The following is an 18,597-nucleotide window of genomic DNA, read 5'->3' as shown; positions in this document are numbered from 1 at the left end:
CGTGAATGCGCAATCTGGTGGGTTCAGAGTGGGTCGCTTGGGCTTCCCACTCTTTTTAATTTTTAGGAGTCGATTGCCATGATGGTGCTGTATTCAGGAACAACCTGCCCTTTCTCCCACCGCTGCCGGTTTGTGTTGTTTGAAAAAGGCATGGACTTCGAAATCCGTGATGTCGATCTGTACAACAAGCCGGAAGACATCAGCGTGATGAACCCGTACGGCCAGGTGCCGATTCTGGTCGAGCGTGATCTGATTCTGTATGAGTCCAACATCATCAATGAATACATTGACGAGCGCTTTCCGCATCCTCAATTGATGCCCGGTGACCCGGTAGACCGCGCACGCGTTCGCCTGTTCCTGCTCAATTTCGAGAAGGAATTGTTTGTGCACGTTTCCACTTTGGAAGCGCGCGCATCCAAGGGCAACGAAAAGGCTTTGGAAAAAGCCCGCTCGCACATCCGCGACCGCTTGACCCAACTTGCACCCGTGTTCCTGAAGAACAAGTACATGCTGGGTGATAACTTCTCGATGCTGGACGTGGCCATTGCGCCGCTGCTGTGGCGTCTGGATTACTACGGTATTGATCTGAGCAAGAATGCGGCGCCATTGCTGAAGTACGCAGAGCGCATCTTCTCGCGTCCGGCCTACATCGAGGCGCTGACACCGTCCGAAAAGGTCATGCGCAAGTAATCGGGTGCATGGCCATGATTGACGCCAAGGACTCCGTCTCGACACGTCCCTATCTGATCCGTGCACTGTACGAATGGTGCACGGACAACGGTTTCACTCCTTTCATCGCCGTTCTGGTGGATGAAACGGTACGTGTGCCCATGGAATATGTAAAAGATGGTGAGATTGTTCTGAACATCAGTTTCGATGCCACCAGTGCATTGAAGCTCGGCAATGAGTTCATCGAGTTCAAGGGCCGCTTTGGTGGTGTGGCGCGCGACATCGTCGTGCCCGTATCGCGCGTGCTGGCCATCTACTCGCGTGAGAACGGGCAAGGCATGGCGTTTCCAATGCTGGCTGCAGGTACGCCTGCACAAGCAGAGCCACGTGAGGAACCCAAGAGCACGCCACTGGCGAGCGTGCCAAACGTGTCCGATACACCATCGCCAGATACGCCACGGCCACCAACAGGTGGAAAACCATCGCTCACACGAATTAAGTGAGCATTTAACGGGTTAGAATACAGCCCGTGCCGCTTTAGCTCAGTTGGTAGAGCAACCGCCTTGTAAGCGGTAGGTCGTCAGTTCGAATCCGACAAGCGGCACCATTTCTTTTTCCACAACATGTGTTTTTTAACTGTTGTGCGACGTTTGTACCTTCAAGCGAATTGCGGTAACCTCCCAGCCTTCTGTGCGCAGATGGGCCTCCAGAGACGGGAGAAGTTGCCGGATTTTTGCAGCAACCGCATTGTTTTCCAGTATCAGGCACCACTGCGTTCCATCGATGGGACCAGGTTTGACGCGCGCGCGCAGGGCTGCCGGGATCAGGGGCTCAATCGCCTTCAGGCGTGCGCCTGAATCGGTAGCCAACGCGGCCAGCCGCGCAAGTGTTGGGGACTCTTCTGTGGCCTGCATGACGGTGACGGATTGGTTTCGGCGTGTCATGGGCTTGAGGGCAAGGAAAGGGAAGCGATGCAGTTGATTATCACGGATGCATGGATGGCACGAAGCCGCGCTATCCATTTGAGTGGCGCCCAGTTGGTTTTAGTTCTGGCGGGCCTTTGCATTGCGTTGATGTTGGTATCTGCAGGCGTCTACCACTGGATTCTTTTAAAAGGCGCCAGGGACGGATGGCCCGTCATTGGCACAGTGGTTCGGTTTGTCATCAAAGACGAATTCGCACAGCGCGACAAGTTCACACGCGAAAACATTGAAGTTCTGGCCAAGAAACTCGGCGAGATGCAGGCCAAGATGCTGCAACTGGAGTCACTGGGTGAGCGTGTTTCCGGGCTGGCCGGCATCAATCCTGCCGAGATCAAAATAGTGCCGGGGCAGGGCGGCATGCTGGTCTCTGGACGCGATCTAACGCTGGAGGAGTTGCAGGCCACCCTGGACCAGTTGGATAAGGTTGCCAATCAGCACACGGATGTCATGACGGTGATCGAATCCCGCCTGTTCGAGCAAAAGGTCAAGAAGATGATGGTGCCGACGCAGGCACCTGTGCAAACCGCCAATCTGGGTTCGATCTTTGGCTGGCGCATAGATCCGATTACCGGGCGTTCGGCTTTACACACGGGCCTGGATTTTCCGGCTGAGCCCGGCACACCGATTTATTCTGCGGCGGGTGGGGTGGTCGTCACCCAGGAGTTTCACCCACAGTACGGCAACATGATCGAAATCGACCACGGCAACGACCTGATCAGCCGCTATGCGCATGCGTCGCGCGTCTATGTCAAAAAGGGCGATCTGATCAAGCGTGGGCAGAAAATTGCGGAGGTGGGCACCACGGGGCGTTCTACCGGCCCGCACCTGCATTTCGAGGTGTTGGTGCAGGGCGTGCCACAGGATCCGCAGAAGTTCCTGAACGCGGGGCGCAATCTCCCGGCGGCGCAGACGGCGCAGGCCAAATCACCTGTAACGACCATGCCCAACCAAGCCCCTTCTCCGGCAATATTGCCGGCTCCCGTACAACGCTAAAATCAGGGGTTTGGGTTAGTGAGCTAATTTGTTGGGCGCAAGCGTCTTGCAATTGGTTTTCCAACCCCCATTTCAATCCGAACAGAACAAAGGACTGCGCTGTTCTGCCGCCCACACGGGGTAGCAGGCCAGTCTTGCATGCATGGCCACCAATATCCTGACCAAAATTTTCGGCAGCCGCAATGACCGGTTGCTCAAGCAGTACCGCAGTACGGTTGCGCGCATCAACGCATTGGAGCCCACGTTCGAGACCCTGACGGATGATGGCTTGCGCGCCAAGACGCAGGAATTCAAGGACCGCATCGCCAAGGGCGAAACACTGGACGCAATCTTGCCGGAAGCCTTCGCCGTCGTGCGTGAAGGTTCCAAGCGGATCATGAAGATGCGCCACTTTGATGTGCAGCTTCTGGGCGGTATGTCTCTGCACAACGGCAAGATTTCCGAAATGCGTACGGGCGAAGGCAAGACGCTGACTGCGACGCTGCCGGTCTACCTTAACGCCTTGAGCGGAAACGGTGTCCATGTGGTGACCGTGAATGACTACCTCGCCAGTCGTGATGCGCAATGGATGGGGCGTTTGTACAACTTCCTGGGTTTGACGGTGGGTATCAATCTGCCGCAAGCATCCCGCGAAGACAAGCAGGCGGCCTACCGGGCCGATATCACCTACGGGACGAACAACGAATACGGCTTCGACTACCTGCGTGACAACATGGTGTACGAGGTGGCAGATCGGGTTCAGCGTGGGTTGAACTACGCCATCGTCGATGAAGTGGACTCGATCCTGATCGACGAGGCGCGCACGCCCTTGATCATCAGTGGTCAAGCCGAAGACCACACAGACATCTACCTTGCGATCAAGAAGGCGATTCCGCGTCTGGTTCAGCAGGAAGGCGAAGCCGATCCGCGTACCGGTGAGGGCGTTACCAAGCCCGGCGACTTTACGATGGATGAAAAAAGCCATCAGGTGTTTCTGACGGAGCGCGGTCACGAAACGGCCGAGCAAATCTTCGCGGAAATGGGTCTGATCCCGGCCGGCTCCAGTTTGTATGACCCGGCCAACATCACGCTGATGCACCACCTGAATGCGGCACTGCGGGCACATCACCTGTACCACCGCGATCAGCATTACGTTGTGCAAGAGGGTGAGATCGTCATCGTCGACGAATTCACCGGTCGCCTGATGACCGGGCGCCGCTGGAGCGATGGCTTGCACCAGTCGGTGGAGGCCAAGGAAGGTGTGCAGATCCAGGCCGAGAACCAGACGCTGGCCTCGATTACCTTCCAAAACTATTTCCGCCTGTACGGCAAGCTCGCCGGCATGACGGGTACTGCGGATACCGAAGCCTACGAATTCCAGGAAATCTATGGCCTGGAAACGGTGGTGATTCCACCGAACCGCATCAGCCGCCGTGAAGACCAGCTGGATCGCGTCTACAAGACGACACGCGAGAAATACGAAGCGGCGATCAAGGACATCCGCGAATGCTATGAGCGCGGTCAGCCGGTGCTGGTGGGAACCACATCGATTGAAAACTCCGAAATCATTGCGCAGCTGCTGGAAAAGGAAAAGCTGCCGCACCAGGTCTTGAACGCCAAGCAACACGCCAGTGAGGCCACTATCGTCGCGCAGGCGGGCCGCGCCAAGATGATCACCATTGCCACCAACATGGCAGGCCGCGGCACGGACATCGTGCTGGGTGGCAATATGGACAAGGCCATCGAGGCTGTCGAGGCGGAAGAAGGCTTAAGCGAGGAAGCAAAGGCCAAGAAGATTACCGATCTCAAGGCACAGTGGACGGTAGACCATGAGCACGTGAAGGGTCTGGGTGGTCTGCGCATCATCGCTACCGAGCGCCACGAATCACGCCGTATCGACAACCAGTTGCGTGGCCGCTCGGGCCGTCAGGGTGATCCTGGATCTTCCCGCTTCTACCTGAGCCTGGATGACGCCCTGATGCGCATCTTTGCAGGTGATCGCGTCAAGGCCATCATGGACCGCCTGAAGATGCCCGATGGCGAAGCCATAGAAGCCGGCATTGTGACGCGCAGCATTGAAAGCGCACAGCGCAAGGTGGAAGCCCGCAATTTCGACATGCGCAAGCAGTTGCTGGAATACGATGATGTATCCAACGACCAGCGCAAGGTCATCTACCAACAGCGCAATGCCATTCTGGATGCGCAAGACTTGAGTGCGCAGATCGAGTCGTTGCGCGAAGGCTGCTTCACCGATTTGGTACACCAGTACATCCCCGCGGAAACCGTGGAAGAGCAATGGGACGTGAAGGGCCTGCAGCAAAGCCTGGCAGACGAATGGCAACTGGAAATCGATCTGGCCAAGCAAGTCGCAGATGCCAGCGCTATTACCGATGAAGACATTCTGACGGCCGTGACAACGCTTGCACACGCAACGTTCAATAGCAAAGTGGAACAGGTGGGTCTTGCCAACTTCACCCAGTTTGAACGCATGGTGCTGTTGCAAAGCATCGACTCGCATTGGCGCGATCACTTAAGTGCTCTGGACTACCTGCGCCAGGGCATCCATCTGCGCGGCTATGCCCAGAAGCAGCCCAAGCAGGAATACAAGCGCGAAGCGTTTGAGTTGTTCGGTCAGCTGCTGGACTCGGTGAAGAACGAAGTCACCAAGACACTGATGACCGTGCGCATCCAGTCCAACGAGCAACTGGATGAGGCTGCTGAAGCCCTTGAGAGCAAGGGTGAAAGCATTGCTAACGTCACTTACAGCGCACCCGGTGAATCCGGTGAAGTGCAGACCACGGTGGACCCGACAACGGTTCCGGGCGCACGCGTTGCCGATCCGCTGCTGTACCGCGTGGGCCGCAATGATCCCTGCCCTTGTGGCAGCGGCAAAAAGTTCAAACAATGCCACGGCCGTCTGGCCTGATACCGCCATGCCAGTGAATCTGCAAGCGCCGTCGGCCGAATCCCTGTTTGCCATTGAGGGGCTGCGCATCGGCATTGCCGAAGCTGGCATCAAGAAGCCGGGACGCAAGGATCTGACCGTCATGTTGCTGGACGAGGGTGCCAGCGTTGCCGGTGTGTTTACGTCAAACCGTTTTTGTGCGGCTCCAGTACAGGTTTGCAGGGAGCACTTGGCAGCCGGCAAGCCGGTGCGCGCATTGCTGATCAATACTGGCAACGCCAATGCTGGAACGGGTGCTGATGGCCTGCAGCGTGCCAAAACCAGTTGCCAGTCGCTGGCACAAAAAATCGGTATTGATACGGCGCAAATTCTGCCGTTCTCTACCGGTGTCATCATGGAGCCATTGCCACTGGAGCGCATTCAGGCAGGCATGGACGCGGCACTGGCGGATGCAAAAACAGATAACTGGTTGCGAGCCGCTGAAGGCATCATGACCACTGACACGGTGGCCAAGGCGTTTAGCAAGTCCGTCGTCATTGATGGCGTGACCGTGAAAGTCACCGGTATCAGCAAGGGCGCCGGCATGATCCGCCCGAACATGGCGACCATGCTGGGATACATCGCTACCGACGCCAGCATCGTCCAGGGTCTGATGCAGGATCTGGCACGTGAGCTTGTAGAGCAATCATTCAACCGCATAACCGTGGATGGCGACACATCCACCAACGACTCACTGGTATTGATTGCGACCAACAAGGCGGCGCATGCCCCTATTACGTCATGGGCAACGCCAGGCGCGCAGGCGCTGAAGACGGCCTTGCGCGACGTTGCCGTACAACTGGCGCAAGCCATCGTGCGTGACGGAGAGGGCGCCACCAAATTCATTACGGTGCGGGTGGAGGGCGGACGCGACACGGCAGAGTGCCGCAAGGTGGCGTACGCGATTGCGCATTCACCGCTGATCAAGACGGCCTTCTTCGCCAGCGACCCCAATCTGGGTCGCATCTTGGCAGCGGTCGGCTATGCCGGCATTGACGATCTGGACCAGAGTCTCATTGAGTTGCATTTGGATGATGTACACGTGGTGACGCAAGGTGGCCGCAATACGAGCTACCGCGAAGAAGACGGCCAACGTGTGATGAAGCAAAGCGAAATCACGGTGCGTGTGGGCCTGGGGCGTGGCGATGCGGTGGATACCGTGTGGACCTGCGACCTCAGCCACGACTATGTGAGCATCAACGCCGATTACCGGTCCTGAAGTGTGGGTGAGCAAGCATGAATGAACTGTTTGCCCAATTCATCGCGCGTGCCGGGCAGTTCATGGACCGCGTTGAGGCCTCACTGCCACACAGCATGGAGCTGCCCGACTGGAACGCATCCATCGCGTTTCGCTACCGCAAGCGCAGTTCCGGTCAGGGTGTCATTACGCCGGTGCGCCACATCGGCGCCATGCGGCTGGAGGATCTGAAGGAAATCGACACCCAGAAGGAAAAAATCCAGCGCAACACGGCGCAGTTCGTGGACGGTGCCCCCGCTAATAATGTGCTGCTGACCGGCGCGCGAGGTACCGGCAAGTCTTCGCTGATCCGCGCTTGCCTGCACACCTACGCCGACCGTGGTTTGCGCCTGATTGAGGTGGACAAAGCCGAACTGGTGGATCTGCCCGACATCGTTGACGTAGTCGCCCAGCGGCCCGAGAAGTTCATCGTGTTTTGCGACGACCTGAGTTTTGACGAGGGCGAGGCCGGCTACAAGGCCTTGAAATCCGTCTTGGACGGATCGGTCGCTGCGGCGACGCCCAATGTGCTGATTTACGCGACCAGCAACCGCCGCCATTTGCTGCCCGAGTACATGTCGGAGAACCTGACCTACCAACACACTGACGATGGCGAGGTGCACCCGGGCGAGGGCGTGGAAGAAAAGATTTCTTTGTCCGAGCGGTTTGGCCTGTGGGTGAGCTTTTATCCGTTCAATCAGGACGAGTATCTGTTGATCGTGGCGCAATGGCTCTCCACTTTTGAAGTTACCCCTGCGCAGATTGAGGCAGCGCGACCCGAGGCACTGGTCTGGGCGCTGGAACGCGGTTCGCGTAGCGGACGGGTGGCCTGGCAATTTGCACGCGACTACGCCGGTCGCAGGCAGACTGGCGTATGAGTCAACAGCCTTTAGTCGCCGATGCCCATGCCCTGCGCGAGGGTGGCCCTGAGCGCGCCATCGTTGAGGTAGCAGTAGGTGTTTTAGTGCGGGCCGATGGTGCATTCCTGCTGACTTCGCGTCCAGAAGGCAAGGTCTATGCAGGCTATTGGGAGTTTCCCGGCGGCAAGTTGGAAGCCGGAGAAACGGTGGAGCAGGCATTGCGGCGTGAACTGATAGAGGAATTGGGCATAGAGATTGGTGTGGCCATACCCTGGAAGGTGGAGATGGTTGACTATCCCCATGCACTGGTGCGGCTGAATTTCTGCAAGGTATTTGACTGGTCGGGTAGCCTGCAGATGCGTGAAGCCCAGTCATTTTCCTGGGAACAGTTACCTGTAGCCGTCCAGCCGGTGTTGCCGGGCACGGTGCCAGTGTTAGACTGGTTTTCTCAGGAGCGCAGCCACCAAGGCGCTACACATTTCGTAGCTGCTCACGCCTCTATTTAGCGGGCTGCAGCCCTTTTTCTTACAAATTTTGACGGCAGCGTGGCTGGGACGTCTACTGCAGCTTGGGATCGCCAAACGGCTCTGATTCCGGCGGTGCTTCAGTCGGCACGCGGAAGGACTCGCTGGCCCAGGCGCCGAAGTCGAGATTTTTGCAGCGCTCGCTGCAAAACGGGCGAAAGGGATTGCTGCTGGCATAGATGCTGTCGCCATTGCATTGTGGACAGCGTACGATTTTGACTTCGGAGTCCATCTTCCCAACCTCGCTCAGGAGCACAGGGTCAGCTCGAACGTGCCATCTTCTCCGCTGGCATGCAGTTTGTCATCGGCGTCATGGCGCATCAACCGAATGGCGACCATCAAGCGGTTGCCGCTGATTTCCGGAATCAGGCCCTGATCGGGATGCACCGCCAAGCGCAGCAATTGGAAGGTGCGGCCTTGCGGCAAATTTTGCTGGTATTGGCCGCCGGCAGCGACGACTTTTTGCGGGGCTCCGGAATCCCGCAGCAGCTTGAGCAGCAAGTGAATGGATTCGGCCAGTGGCGCCAGCGTGGAAGCCCAGCGGTGCAAGTCGCTTTGGCGTGTCGCAGCGTCGCGATGCTGCCAGGCAAAGTAAGCGGGCAAATCGAATTCACACGTTCCGCCCGGAATACCGACACGGCTGCGAATGCTCATCAACCAGTCGTTCTCTGTGAGTGATTGCCCGGACTTGCCGGCCAAGCCGTTCAATGAAGCAAAACAGCGCTCCAGCTGGTCAATGACCTTGTCCAACATACCTTCTGCAATCGCCGGGTTGCCACGGTAGCCGTTCAGGATTTGTTTTTGCTTGTCCAGATCTTTCAGTACATCGGACTTCAGGTCGGCTCTGGCACCCACGTCCATGACTTCAAAGATGGTGGTGATCGCAAAATGGTGGTCCAGAGGTTGCGTACGAACCATCAGTTCGGCCAGGCGCAAAAATAGATGCTCCAGCCGCAAGTAAGTGCGGATGCGTTCGTTGAAGGGGTATTCGTAAAGGATCACACTAAACTTTCGACTCGCAGGATCATAGCCCGAACCTCCGGACAATTGCCTTTACCTGTGCGTTCAATTCTTCCAAATCGATGCCATCGTTGTGAATCACGGTATCGGCGCACCGCAGGCGGTGAATGCGGGTCGCCTGAGCGCTGATGATGCGGTTGACCGCATTTCCATCCAGCTTGTCGCGTGCCAGGACGCGCTCGCGTTGTGTCGCTTCGCTGCAATCTACTACCAACACCTGATGCAGGCGCCCACGCCAATGTGCGGACTCGGTTAACAAAGGGATGTCGAAAACGATGCAGGGTGCGTTGGCGGCCTCTGCCATTTGGGTTTGCACGGCGATTTCCTGGCCGACTAGCGGGTGGACAATGTCCTGCAGCAGAAGGCGCGCCGAAGGATCCGAGAACACCAGTGCGCGCATCGCATCCCGGTCCAGGCCGCCATCTGCCGCAACCATATTTGCTCCAAATTTTGCGTGGATTGCGTCCATTGCGCCGCCGCCTGGCGACGTGGATTGGCGGGATATCGCATCGGCATCAATAATCGGAATTCCGTGCCGCGAAAAGAGGGCGGCGACAGTGCTCTTTCCGCTGCCAATGCCCCCGGTCAGGCCCAGTCGCAAGGCCTGCATGGTCAGAGGCCAATGACCTGACGCAGGGCTTGAGGTCCCATGAACTGCGCGGTGAACCCGGCGCCGGCAAGAAATGGCCCAAAGGGAACGTAACCGCCTTCACGTAATCCACTGGAGAATTTGAGGGCGATGCCAACGATTGCGCCAAGGATGGATGCAATCAGGATCATGGGGATCAGGGCTTGCCAGCCAAACCAGGCGCCCAAAGCCGCGAACAGCTTGAAGTCGCCGTAGCCCATGCCCTCCTTGCCGGTCACCAACTTGAACGCCCAATAGACAGACCACAGCGACATATACCCCGCGACTGCACCCCACAGCGAAGCGTAAATGTCCACAGATGTCCAGTGCATGGCCGATGCGATCAAACCCAGCCACAGCAGTGGCAAGGTCAGATCGTCCGGCAAAAATGTGGTGTCCCAATCGATCAGTGCCAGCGCTAGCAGCACTGCTGAAAATGCACACCAAGCCCAAGTCGCACTATTCGAGCCGTATTGCGTTGCACACCAAAAAAACAGGAACGAGGTAGCTACTTCGACTGCAGGGTAGCGCAGGCTGATGGGCGCTTTGCATGCGGAACATTTCCCACGCAGAAGCAGGTAGCTGATCACGGGGACATTTTCAAACCACCGGATTTGATGGCCGCAATGCGGGCAGCGCGACCGTGGAACCATCAGATTGAAAGGAGGTTCGTCCGTCGGAGCACCTCCCGACATTTCCGCGCACTCCGCTTTCCATTGCCGCTCCATCATCTTCGGCAGCCGAAATACCACTACGTTGAGGAAGCTGCCTACCAGAAGACCGAGTACTGCTGCGATGACGGCGATGAAATCTTGTGGCATCCAATACATCAAACAACCTGACCCAGTTTGAAGATGGGAAGGTACATCGCAACCACGATGCCGCCAATAATGGTGCCCAAAATCACGATGATGATGGGCTCCATCAGGCTGGAAATGCCGGCGACCATGTCGTCCACTTCAGATTCAAAAAAGTCTGCAGCCTTGCCCAGCATATGGTCGATAGAGCCGGACTCTTCGCCAATGGCACACATCTGTAGCACCATGGACGGAAACAAATTGACATTGGTCATCGCAGCGGTCAGTGCCGTGCCTGTAGAGACCTCTTGTTGTATTTTCTGGGTCGCGTCTGCATAGACCGAATTGCCCGCAGCGCCCCCGACAGAATCCAGGGCCTCGACCAAGGGGACGCCGGCGGCAAACATGGTTGACAGCGTGCGTGTCCAGCGTGCGATGCAGGATTTTTCAACCAGCACGCCAAAGATAGGTAGCTTCAGCATGATCCTATCCATCACGGCCTGCATTTTCTCGTTGCGCTTCCATGACTCCATAAAGAAATAGACGCCGCCGATGAGGCCGGGAAATATGATCCACCAATACGCGACAAAAAATTCGCTCATCGCAATCACCATCAGCGTGGGGGCTGGCAGTTCACCGCCAAATGACGAGAACACCTGTTTGAACGCGGGGATCACAAAAATCATGATCACGGCAACCACCACAAAAGCCACGACCAAAACGGAGATGGGGTACATCAGCGCAGATTTGATCTTGGATTTGATGGCTTCAGTCTTTTCCATATAGACCGCCAGCCGTTCCAGCAACTGATCCAGAATACCGGCCGTTTCACCCGCTTCGACCAGATTACAGTACAGCGCGTCAAAGTAAATCGGGTATTTGCGAAATGCGGAACTCAAGGACGTCCCGGTTTCCACGTCAGTGCGGATGTCATTGAGCAGCTTGGTTACGCTGGGATTCGGGTTGCCTCGACCCACAATGTCGAAAGCCTGAAGCAGGGGCACACCAGCTTTCATCATGGTCGCAAGCTGACGGGTAAAAATCGCCAGATCCTTGGGCTTGATGCTCTTGCCCGAACGCATCTTGCGTTTTTTGATCTTGCTGGGCGTCACGCCCTGACGGCGCAGCGCTGACTTGACCTGGTTCTCGCCGGAAGCACGCGTTTCACCACGGACCTGTTTGCCGTTGCGGTCCTTGCCTTCCCACTCGAAAACTACTTCTTTCGCGTCTGTCGATTTGCTTGTTGCCATGGGTATCCCTGGTTGCCTCTTATTCGTTGGTAACGGCAAGCACTTCTTCCAGAGAAGTTAAGCCGAGCTTGACTTTGCTCAATCCGGATTGGCGAAGTGACCGTACGCCCTCCGCTTCAGCCTGAGCAGCAATATCCAGGGCGCTACCGTCGCGCAAGATGATTCTTTGGATTTCGTCACTGATCGGCATGACTTGATAAATGCCTACGCGCCCTTTGTAGCCGTTGTTGCACATGGAGCAACCCACCGGCTTATAGGCTTTCCAGGATCCATCCAGATCGGCCTCTTTGAACCCTGCATCTTTGAGGGCCGCCTGAGGAATATCGACTTGGGATTTGCAATTTGGACACAGACGTCTGGCAAGGCGCTGTGCAGTGATCAAAATCACGCTGGAGGCGATATTGAAAGGCGCAATGCCCATATTGCGCATACGGGTCAGCGTTGTCGGCGCGTCATTGGTGTGCAATGTCGACAAGACCATGTGGCCGGTCTGCGCTGCTTTGATGGAAATATCAGCTGTTTCCAGATCACGAATTTCACCCACCATGATGATGTCCGGATCCTGACGCAGGAAAGATTTGAGGGCGGCCGCAAAGGTCAGGCCCGCCTTCTCGTTCACGTTGACCTGGTTAACCCCTGGCAAATTGATTTCGGAGGGGTCTTCCGCCGTCGCGATGTTGACACCGGGTTGATTCAGCAGGTTCAGGCAGGTGTAAAGCGAAACGGTTTTACCGGACCCAGTTGGACCGGTTACCAGAATCATGCCGTAAGGGCGTCCGATCGCCTTCAGCAGGCGCTCTTTCTCCTCCGGCTCGTACCCAAGTGCATCAATACCCAGCTTGGCACTGCTGGGGTCCAGGATACGGATAACGATCTTTTCCCCAAACAGCGTGGGCAAAGTGCTAACCCGAAAATCGATCACGCGGTCAGGACCGACCTTGAGTTTCATTCGGCCATCTTGCGGGACGCGCTTTTCGGAAATATCCATGCGCGAGATCACCTTGATCCGAGACGCCAACTTGTCTTTGATTGCGATAGGAGGCGAGGCGATTTCGCGCAGTTCTCCGTCAATGCGAAAACGCACGCGGTAGTTGTGCTCGTATGGCTCAAAATGCAAATCCGAAGCGCGCATGCTGAACGCATCCATCAGCATCTTGTGCAGGAATCGGACGACTGGCGCATCTTCCACTTCGGCAACGTTTGCCTGTGCGTTGTCCTGAATCGCTTCGGCCGCGCTTTCGTCAAATTCAAAATCGCCACCGATGATGTCTTCCATCGCCTCGCTAGCGCTGACCGAGTTCGCATCGACCAATTTGGATAACTTGTCGTACTCAGCGATGACCCAGTCCACCCCCATTTGGGTGGAAAATTTGATTTTTTCGGCTGCCGCAGGGTCAGAAGGATCAGCAGTCGCAACAATCAGGCGATTGTTGCGCTTGCTCAGGACTACGACCCGAAAGTCCTGGCAAATCTTGGCATCCAGCAGGCCTTTAGGGAGTCTTTGCTCATCAATGGCATCCAGATCCACCAAGGGAGCCGCAAACGCTGTTGACAGGGTATGCGCCAGATCGGCAGGTGACACAGCGCCAGAGCCGACCAACTCGGCAATAAAACTGGTCTTTCCCGCAATGGCTTTACGGTAAATCTCTTCCGCAGATTTCTGCCCCAGTTTTCCAGCGGCGACAAGCGCCCGACCGATGCCAGGAAGGGCTATGGTGGTGGTATCGCGATTGAATGAGTCTACAGCTGCCATAACCCGCAAAGGATACACGTAACTTGTTGAGTCACAGCATCATCGCTGATCAGAATGCCAAAGTAAATTAAAAGTGCCGCAGACAGAGAGCGAAATGCGCGTTGGCAACACCCTGAATGGGATCGGGCTGAGGGGGCCGGAATCTCCTTGCGCGGTCTCGAACACTGCGCTTAGACAGGCGCAGTCGAACCTAGAATTTGCAGCCGCCCAATGGGGACATCAATGATTTCGCTGTAGCAATTGGGCGGCCAATTGTATTAAACAGTCAGTGTGTGGGCCGCTTGGCAGGCGCTTCGCGGCCTCGATGGCCCGCTGCGCTTCCTGAAGCGCTGCCTGCCGGGCCACGTCCAAAGCGCCTGTCCGCTTTACGATCGCCGCCACCTCTTCGAGCTTGGAGATATCCCCCGCCTCAATGGCGTTACGAATGGTTGCAGATTCAGCAGTATTGCCACGTTGCATGGCTGCGATCAATGGCAGCGTGGCTTTGCCTTCGCGTAAATCATCGCCCAGGTTCTTGCCCAAAACTGCCGCATCGCCGTGGTAGTCCAAAACGTCGTCAATCACTTGAAAGGCGGTACCCAATGCTTGGCCATATTCCGCACAGGCTGATTCCTGGATATCGGAGGCTCCTGACAGCAAGGCGCCCACTCGGGCACTGGCTTCGAACAATTTGGCGGTCTTGGATCGGATGACTTGCAGGTACCCGGCTTCGTCCAGAGCGGCGTTGTGCATGTTCATCAGCTGCATTACTTCGCCTTCAGCAATCACATTGGTCGCGTCGGCCAGCACCTGCATGATGTGCATGCTTTGGGCTTCCACCATCATCTGGAATGCACGGGAATACAGAAAGTCACCCACCAAAACGCTGGCGGGGTTGCCAAATTTCGCATTCGCCGTGGCATTGCCGCGGCGCAACAGGGATTCGTCGACCACGTCATCATGGAGCAGCGTGGCGGTGTGGATGAACTCGACCACTGCAGCCATGTTGAACCGCTGGGCGCCACGGTAGCCCAGCGCCCCGCAACACAGCAAAAGAAGTGCTGGCCGCAGCCGTTTCCCACCGGCCGCGATGATGTACTGGGCCACGGTGCCGACCAGCGGGACGCCGGATTCCAGGCGCTGGACGATCACCTGATCGACCTGGCGCATGTCTTCAGCGATAAGGGAGAGCCCGGTTGGGGTGGGGCTGGAAGTGTCTTGCAAGGGCTGGCCCCAGTTTGGATTGCCGCGATTATAGGAAGCCGCGGGCCTGGAAATTGGGGAGCGGGTGGTGGTTTGCCAGAAAAACCGGGGCGTGTTATACTCCAAGGCTCTGCGAAAATCCGTTCGTGGAGCTAAATTGAAGAGGTCAACATGTACGCGGTCATAAAAACCGGCGGCAAGCAATATCGGGTTGCTGCCGGCGAAAAAATTAAAGTAGAACAGATTGCTGCGGACGTAGGCCAGGAAATTGTGTTCAACGAAGTTCTGGCGGTCGGTAACGGCGCTGAACTGAAAGTTGGCACACCCCTGGTGTCCGGCGCGACCGTTACGGTCACAGTAATTTCTCACGGCAAGCACGACAAAGTGCGCATTTTCAAAATGCGTCGTCGCAAGCACTATCAGAAACGTCAAGGTCACCGTCAGCAGTTCACTGAACTGCAAATCGGCGCCATTACTGCTTAAGGACACTAGGTCATGGCACAGAAAAAAGGCGGCGGCTCTACGCGAAACGGGCGCGATTCCAAGCCCAAGATGCTCGGTGTGAAGGCTTTCGGCGGTGAGTTGATCAGCGCCGGTTCCATCATCGTGCGCCAGCGCGGTACCAAGTTCCATCCCGGCAACAATGTCGGTATCGGCGTGGACCACACCCTGTTTGCACTGGTAGACGGCCACGTGTCGTTCGCCGTCAAGGGCGCGCTGAACAAGCACACCGTGAGCGTGACGGCTGCAGCGTAATCTGCACCGTGCTCCCCGAGAAACCCTGCGCCTACAGCGTGGGGTTTTTCATTTATAACCTCGGTATTCCATCATGAAGTTCGTTGACGAAGCCTATATCGATATCTCCGCCGGAGACGGTGGGGCGGGCTGCGTCTCGTTCCGCCATGAAAAATACAAGGAATTTGGTGGCCCCAATGGCGGCGATGGCGGCCGTGGTGGCCATGTCTTCGCAGTAGCGGACCCCAACCTCAACACCCTGGTGGACTTTCGGTTTTCCCGTCGCCACGACGCCAAGCGCGGCGAGCACGGCATGGGCTCCGACATGTTCGGCGCCGCCGGTGACGACATCACACTGAAGATGCCGGTGGGTACCATCATTACCGACGCTGAAACCGGTGAGGTTTTGTACGAATTGCTGGTTCCCGGTGAAGTTATCACCATCGCCAAGGGCGGTGACGGCGGTTTCGGCAATATGCGTTTCAAGAGCGCGATCAACCGTGCTCCGCGTCAGAAGACGCCTGGTTGGCCCGGTGAGAAAAAGAATTTGAAGCTGGAACTGAAAGTTCTGGCCGATGTGGGCCTGCTGGGCATGCCCAATGCGGGCAAGTCCACGCTGATTACCGCTATCTCCAATGCCCGCCCGCGGATTGCGGACTATCCCTTTACCACTCTGCACCCCAATCTGGGTGTGGTGCGCGTTGGCCCCGAGCAAAGCTTTGTGGTGGCCGATCTGCCGGGCCTGATTGAGGGCGCCTCGGAAGGTGCTGGCCTCGGCCATTTGTTCCTGCGCCATTTGCAACGTACGCGTTTGCTGTTGCATGTGGTTGACATGGCTCCGTTTGACGAGGGCATCGACACGGTCGCGCAGGCCAAGGCCATCGTCAATGAGTTGAAGAAATACGACGAAAACCTGCACAAGAAGCCGCGCTGGCTGGTGCTGAACAAGCTGGACATGGTGGACAACGATGCGCGCGCGGAGTTGATCAAGGACTTTGTGAAACGTTTCAAGTTCAAGGGGCCTGTATTTGAAATCTCGGCTTTGACCCGCGAAGGTTGCGAGCCGCTGATCAAGGCAATCTACAAGCACATCAAAGCGGAGCAAGTGGCCGAACAACCCCATGTGGAAGTCGATCCCCGCTTTACCGGTGAAAGCGTCGAACCTCCCGCCTCCTGATTTGCTATTATTTTTATAGCTGCTTACGCTGGTGCAGCGGGCTGCTATGGCCAATATGACCATTAATCCCCATGCATCGATTTTGACCAATGCCAAGCGCTTGGTTGTGAAGGTAGGCTCCAGCCTTGTGACCAATGATGGTCAAGGGCTGGATGAGCAGGCGATTGGCGAGTGGTGCCGGCAACTTGCCGCTCTGGTGCGTGATGGCCGTGAAGTCATCATGGTGTCCAGCGGTGCGATTGCCGAAGGCATGAAGCGCCTCGGCTGGACCCAGCGGCCCCACGCCATTCAGGAACTGCAAGCCGCTGCTGCTGTGGGGCAAATGGGCCTGGCTCAGATGTATGAAACCAAGCTCAAGGCCAACGGTCTGGGCAGTGCACAGGTATTGCTGACACATGCCGATTTGGCGGACCGTGAGCGCTACCTCAATGCCCGCTCCACGCTGTTGACGCTGTTGAAGTTGGGCGTAGTGCCGGTCATCAACGAAAACGACACTGTCGTCAACGACGAAATCAAGTTTGGCGATAACGATACGCTGGGTGCGCTGGTTGCGAATCTGGTCGAGGCCGATGCGCTAATCATTCTGACCGACCAAAAAGGCCTGTACACCGCCGACCCACGCAAAGACACCAGTGCCCAGTTCGTGCACGAAGCCAAGGCGGGGGACCCAACGTTGGAAGTGATGGCGGGCGGTGCCGGCTCCAGCATCGGCCGTGGTGGCATGATTACCAAGATTCTGGCGGCCAAGCGCGCTGCGGGCTCGGGAGCATCTACCGTGATTGCCTGGGGCCGTGAGCCCGATGCGCTGGTACGTCTGGCCGCTGGCGAGCAGATTGGCACCTGGCTTGTCGCCCAGACACAAAAGCAGCAAGCCCGCAAACAATGGATTGCCGATCACCTGCAATTGCGCGGCTCGGTCACGGTTGATGCAGGTGCTGCTGCCAAGCTGCGTGAAGAAGGCAAGAGCCTGCTGCCCATTGGCATGGTGCAGGTCGAAGGTGAGTTTTCGCGTGGCGATGTGATTGCCGTGCGCGACCCGCAAGGCCTTGAATTCGCCCGCGGGCTGGCGAATTACGCCAGCAGCGAAGCACGGTTGATTTGCCGCAAACCGTCCTCAGAAATCGAAAAATTGCTCGGCTATGCGGCCGAAGCGGAAATGTTGCACCGGGATAACCTGGTGCTCACGCGCTGATCTGTATTTAGTCCACCACAGGAACGTTTGTTCCGGGATCCGGCTCGAAGGTCGCACCAGGCGGCAACTCCATCATCGCTCCGGGCGCCCGCTCATGGTCCGCATCCGCATGGTCGCGCGGACGGGAGGAATGGCGGAGGTAGCGATTTCTGGGTTCGTGGCGCGGCAAGTAGCGCGCCAGCTCGGTCAGCGCCATTTCATAAACCCCACGTTTGAATTCGACCACCGCGTCCAGCGGAACCCAGTAGTCGTTCCAGCGCCAGGCATCAAACTCTGGATGGTCGGTAGCACGCAGATTCAAATCCCAGTCGTGCCCCGTCAACTGGAGCAAAAACCAGATCTGCTTTTGGCCCTTGTAGTGGCCCCGCGCGTCGCGGCGGATGAATCGGTCCGGCACCTCATAGCGCAACCAGTCTCGGGTCCGGGCCACGATGGATACGTGCTCCGGCTGGAGCCCCACTTCTTCATGCAACTCCCGGAACATGGCCTGCTCGGGGGTTTCGCCCCGGTCAATGCCACCCTGCGGAAACTGCCACGAGTGGGTGCGTATACGCTTACCCCAAAACACCTGATTTTTCTGGTTGAGCAGGATGATGCCGACGTTAGGCCTAAAGCCTTCCCGGTCAAGCATAATCAAACCCCAAATTTCTAAACTTCGTTCATTATGCACAGCA

The 18,597-nt window shown here is 57.0% G+C and carries 20 protein-coding genes and 1 tRNA gene; 12 read left to right on the top strand and 9 right to left on the bottom strand.

The features are described 5' to 3' along the window. Positions 1 to 78: 78 nt before the first annotated feature. The 3 genes from AC1DV6_RS04730 (at position 79) to AC1DV6_RS04720 (ending at position 1,276) form a co-directional block, all read left to right on the top strand. Entirely contained in the window at positions 79 to 690 is a 612-nt protein-coding gene (locus AC1DV6_RS04730; RefSeq protein WP_029707412.1) for a glutathione S-transferase N-terminal domain-containing protein, read from the top strand. A gap of 14 nt (positions 691 to 704) precedes the next feature. After that, the gene (locus AC1DV6_RS04725) at positions 705 to 1,172 is read left to right on the top strand and encodes a ClpXP protease specificity-enhancing factor (RefSeq protein WP_477975605.1); all 468 of its coding nucleotides are present in this window, start codon (positions 705 to 707) and stop codon (positions 1,170 to 1,172) included. 28 nt (positions 1,173 to 1,200) lie between these two features. Next, positions 1,201 to 1,276, top strand: a tRNA-Thr gene (locus tag AC1DV6_RS04720). 25 nt (positions 1,277 to 1,301) lie between these two features. Here the strand turns inward: AC1DV6_RS04720 and AC1DV6_RS04715 are convergent. Continuing rightward, on the bottom strand, positions 1,302 to 1,613 hold the full coding sequence (locus AC1DV6_RS04715) for a hypothetical protein (protein WP_477975603.1): 312 nt from the start codon (positions 1,611 to 1,613) through the stop codon (positions 1,302 to 1,304). Positions 1,614 to 1,640: 27 nt separating this feature from the next. Between AC1DV6_RS04715 and AC1DV6_RS04710 the strand changes: the two genes are divergently transcribed. The 5 genes from AC1DV6_RS04710 to AC1DV6_RS04690 all read left to right on the top strand — a co-directional run bounded on the left by AC1DV6_RS04710 (position 1,641) and on the right by AC1DV6_RS04690 (position 8,171). Continuing rightward, a complete protein-coding gene (locus AC1DV6_RS04710; RefSeq protein ID WP_477975601.1) occupies positions 1,641 to 2,645 on the top strand; it encodes a M23 family metallopeptidase in 1,005 nt (334 codons plus the stop codon). A gap of 142 nt (positions 2,646 to 2,787) precedes the next feature. After that, a complete protein-coding gene (secA, locus tag AC1DV6_RS04705) occupies positions 2,788 to 5,550 on the top strand; it encodes a preprotein translocase subunit SecA (RefSeq protein WP_477975599.1) in 2,763 nt (920 codons plus the stop codon). Between the two features lie 7 nt (positions 5,551 to 5,557). Then, a complete protein-coding gene (gene argJ, locus AC1DV6_RS04700) occupies positions 5,558 to 6,787 on the top strand; it encodes a bifunctional glutamate N-acetyltransferase/amino-acid acetyltransferase ArgJ (RefSeq protein WP_477975597.1) in 1,230 nt (409 codons plus the stop codon). A gap of 17 nt (positions 6,788 to 6,804) precedes the next feature. Continuing rightward, the gene (locus tag AC1DV6_RS04695) at positions 6,805 to 7,683 is read left to right on the top strand and encodes an ATP-binding protein (protein ID WP_477975595.1); all 879 of its coding nucleotides are present in this window, start codon (positions 6,805 to 6,807) and stop codon (positions 7,681 to 7,683) included. Then, entirely contained in the window at positions 7,680 to 8,171 is a 492-nt protein-coding gene (locus AC1DV6_RS04690; RefSeq protein ID WP_477975593.1) for an NUDIX domain-containing protein, read from the top strand. The genes AC1DV6_RS04695 and AC1DV6_RS04690 overlap by 4 nt, the downstream gene beginning before the upstream one ends. Before the next feature lie 52 nt (positions 8,172 to 8,223). Here the strand turns inward: AC1DV6_RS04690 and AC1DV6_RS04685 are convergent, their stop codons facing one another. From AC1DV6_RS04685 to AC1DV6_RS04655, 7 genes are all read right to left on the bottom strand, one after another. After that, on the bottom strand, positions 8,224 to 8,421 hold the full coding sequence (locus AC1DV6_RS04685; RefSeq protein WP_477975591.1) for a DNA gyrase inhibitor YacG: 198 nt from the start codon (positions 8,419 to 8,421) through the stop codon (positions 8,224 to 8,226). Positions 8,422 to 8,435: 14 nt separating this feature from the next. Further along, positions 8,436 to 9,191: a cell division protein ZapD gene (gene zapD, locus AC1DV6_RS04680; protein WP_477975589.1), complete on the bottom strand. Its 756-nt coding sequence runs from the start codon at positions 9,189 to 9,191 to the stop codon at positions 8,436 to 8,438. A 22-nt stretch (positions 9,192 to 9,213) separates the two neighbouring features. Continuing rightward, on the bottom strand, positions 9,214 to 9,819 hold the full coding sequence (coaE, locus tag AC1DV6_RS04675; protein WP_477975587.1) for a dephospho-CoA kinase: 606 nt from the start codon (positions 9,817 to 9,819) through the stop codon (positions 9,214 to 9,216). A 2-nt stretch (positions 9,820 to 9,821) separates the two neighbouring features. Further along, positions 9,822 to 10,658 carry a prepilin peptidase gene (locus tag AC1DV6_RS04670; protein WP_477975585.1) on the bottom strand — a complete coding sequence of 279 codons (837 nt, stop codon included), beginning with the start codon at positions 10,656 to 10,658 and terminating at the stop codon, positions 9,822 to 9,824. Between the two features lie 8 nt (positions 10,659 to 10,666). Continuing rightward, positions 10,667 to 11,884 (bottom strand): type II secretion system F family protein, encoded by a 1,218-nt coding sequence (locus AC1DV6_RS04665; protein WP_477975583.1) that lies wholly within the window; start codon positions 11,882 to 11,884, stop codon positions 10,667 to 10,669. Positions 11,885 to 11,903: 19 nt separating this feature from the next. Then, complete coding sequence (pilB, locus tag AC1DV6_RS04660) at positions 11,904 to 13,637, bottom strand: type IV-A pilus assembly ATPase PilB (protein ID WP_477975581.1); 1,734 nt, start codon at positions 13,635 to 13,637, stop codon at positions 11,904 to 11,906. A 219-nt stretch (positions 13,638 to 13,856) separates the two neighbouring features. Next, the gene (locus tag AC1DV6_RS04655; RefSeq protein WP_477975977.1) at positions 13,857 to 14,786 is read right to left on the bottom strand and encodes a polyprenyl synthetase family protein; all 930 of its coding nucleotides are present in this window, start codon (positions 14,784 to 14,786) and stop codon (positions 13,857 to 13,859) included. Positions 14,787 to 14,990: 204 nt separating this feature from the next. Between AC1DV6_RS04655 and rplU the strand changes: the two genes are divergently transcribed. The 4 genes from rplU (at position 14,991) to proB (ending at position 17,923) form a co-directional block, all read left to right on the top strand. Then, on the top strand, positions 14,991 to 15,302 hold the full coding sequence (gene rplU, locus AC1DV6_RS04650; RefSeq protein WP_477975579.1) for a 50S ribosomal protein L21: 312 nt from the start codon (positions 14,991 to 14,993) through the stop codon (positions 15,300 to 15,302). Between the two features lie 12 nt (positions 15,303 to 15,314). Next, a complete protein-coding gene (gene rpmA / locus AC1DV6_RS04645) occupies positions 15,315 to 15,575 on the top strand; it encodes a 50S ribosomal protein L27 (protein WP_029707429.1) in 261 nt (86 codons plus the stop codon). A gap of 73 nt (positions 15,576 to 15,648) precedes the next feature. Continuing rightward, positions 15,649 to 16,731: an Obg family GTPase CgtA gene (gene cgtA, locus AC1DV6_RS04640; protein WP_477975577.1), complete on the top strand. Its 1,083-nt coding sequence runs from the start codon at positions 15,649 to 15,651 to the stop codon at positions 16,729 to 16,731. Between the two features lie 55 nt (positions 16,732 to 16,786). Beyond that, on the top strand, positions 16,787 to 17,923 hold the full coding sequence (proB, locus tag AC1DV6_RS04635; RefSeq protein WP_477975575.1) for a glutamate 5-kinase: 1,137 nt from the start codon (positions 16,787 to 16,789) through the stop codon (positions 17,921 to 17,923). A gap of 7 nt (positions 17,924 to 17,930) precedes the next feature. Here proB and AC1DV6_RS04630 read toward each other — a convergent pair whose 3' ends face one another. Next, the gene (locus tag AC1DV6_RS04630) at positions 17,931 to 18,554 is read right to left on the bottom strand and encodes an RNA pyrophosphohydrolase (protein ID WP_477975573.1); all 624 of its coding nucleotides are present in this window, start codon (positions 18,552 to 18,554) and stop codon (positions 17,931 to 17,933) included. Between the last annotated feature and the right edge of the window lie 43 nt (positions 18,555 to 18,597).

This window comes from Rhodoferax sp. P2_H8_2 (assembly GCF_056403235.1).
The sequence above is the reverse complement of the archived record's forward strand: the minus strand, read 5'-3'. Positions and strand labels throughout refer to the sequence as shown.

Excerpts from the sequence above, each read along its gene's own strand:
- AC1DV6_RS04730 (WP_029707412.1), top strand. The coding sequence starts at position 79 with ATGATGGTGCTGTATTCAGGAACAACCTGCCCTTTCTCCCACCGCTGC.
- AC1DV6_RS04725 (WP_477975605.1), top strand. The coding sequence starts at position 705 with ATGATTGACGCCAAGGACTCCGTCTCGACACGTCCCTATCTGATCCGT.
- AC1DV6_RS04715 (WP_477975603.1), bottom strand. The coding sequence starts at position 1,613 with ATGACACGCCGAAACCAATCCGTCACCGTCATGCAGGCCACAGAAGAG.
- AC1DV6_RS04710 (WP_477975601.1), top strand. The coding sequence starts at position 1,641 with ATGCAGTTGATTATCACGGATGCATGGATGGCACGAAGCCGCGCTATC.
- secA (WP_477975599.1), top strand. The coding sequence starts at position 2,788 with ATGGCCACCAATATCCTGACCAAAATTTTCGGCAGCCGCAATGACCGG.
- argJ (WP_477975597.1), top strand. The coding sequence starts at position 5,558 with ATGCCAGTGAATCTGCAAGCGCCGTCGGCCGAATCCCTGTTTGCCATT.
- AC1DV6_RS04695 (WP_477975595.1), top strand. The coding sequence starts at position 6,805 with ATGAATGAACTGTTTGCCCAATTCATCGCGCGTGCCGGGCAGTTCATG.
- AC1DV6_RS04690 (WP_477975593.1), top strand. The coding sequence starts at position 7,680 with ATGAGTCAACAGCCTTTAGTCGCCGATGCCCATGCCCTGCGCGAGGGT.
- AC1DV6_RS04685 (WP_477975591.1), bottom strand. The coding sequence starts at position 8,421 with ATGGACTCCGAAGTCAAAATCGTACGCTGTCCACAATGCAATGGCGAC.
- coaE (WP_477975587.1), bottom strand. The coding sequence starts at position 9,819 with ATGCAGGCCTTGCGACTGGGCCTGACCGGGGGCATTGGCAGCGGAAAG.
- AC1DV6_RS04670 (WP_477975585.1), bottom strand. The coding sequence starts at position 10,658 with ATGCCACAAGATTTCATCGCCGTCATCGCAGCAGTACTCGGTCTTCTG.
- AC1DV6_RS04665 (WP_477975583.1), bottom strand. The coding sequence starts at position 11,884 with ATGGCAACAAGCAAATCGACAGACGCGAAAGAAGTAGTTTTCGAGTGG.
- pilB (WP_477975581.1), bottom strand. The coding sequence starts at position 13,637 with ATGGCAGCTGTAGACTCATTCAATCGCGATACCACCACCATAGCCCTT.
- AC1DV6_RS04655 (WP_477975977.1), bottom strand. The coding sequence starts at position 14,786 with ATGCGCCAGGTCGATCAGGTGATCGTCCAGCGCCTGGAATCCGGCGTC.
- rplU (WP_477975579.1), top strand. The coding sequence starts at position 14,991 with ATGTACGCGGTCATAAAAACCGGCGGCAAGCAATATCGGGTTGCTGCC.
- rpmA (WP_029707429.1), top strand. The coding sequence starts at position 15,315 with ATGGCACAGAAAAAAGGCGGCGGCTCTACGCGAAACGGGCGCGATTCC.
- cgtA (WP_477975577.1), top strand. The coding sequence starts at position 15,649 with ATGAAGTTCGTTGACGAAGCCTATATCGATATCTCCGCCGGAGACGGT.
- proB (WP_477975575.1), top strand. The coding sequence starts at position 16,787 with ATGACCATTAATCCCCATGCATCGATTTTGACCAATGCCAAGCGCTTG.
- AC1DV6_RS04630 (WP_477975573.1), bottom strand. The coding sequence starts at position 18,554 with ATGCTTGACCGGGAAGGCTTTAGGCCTAACGTCGGCATCATCCTGCTC.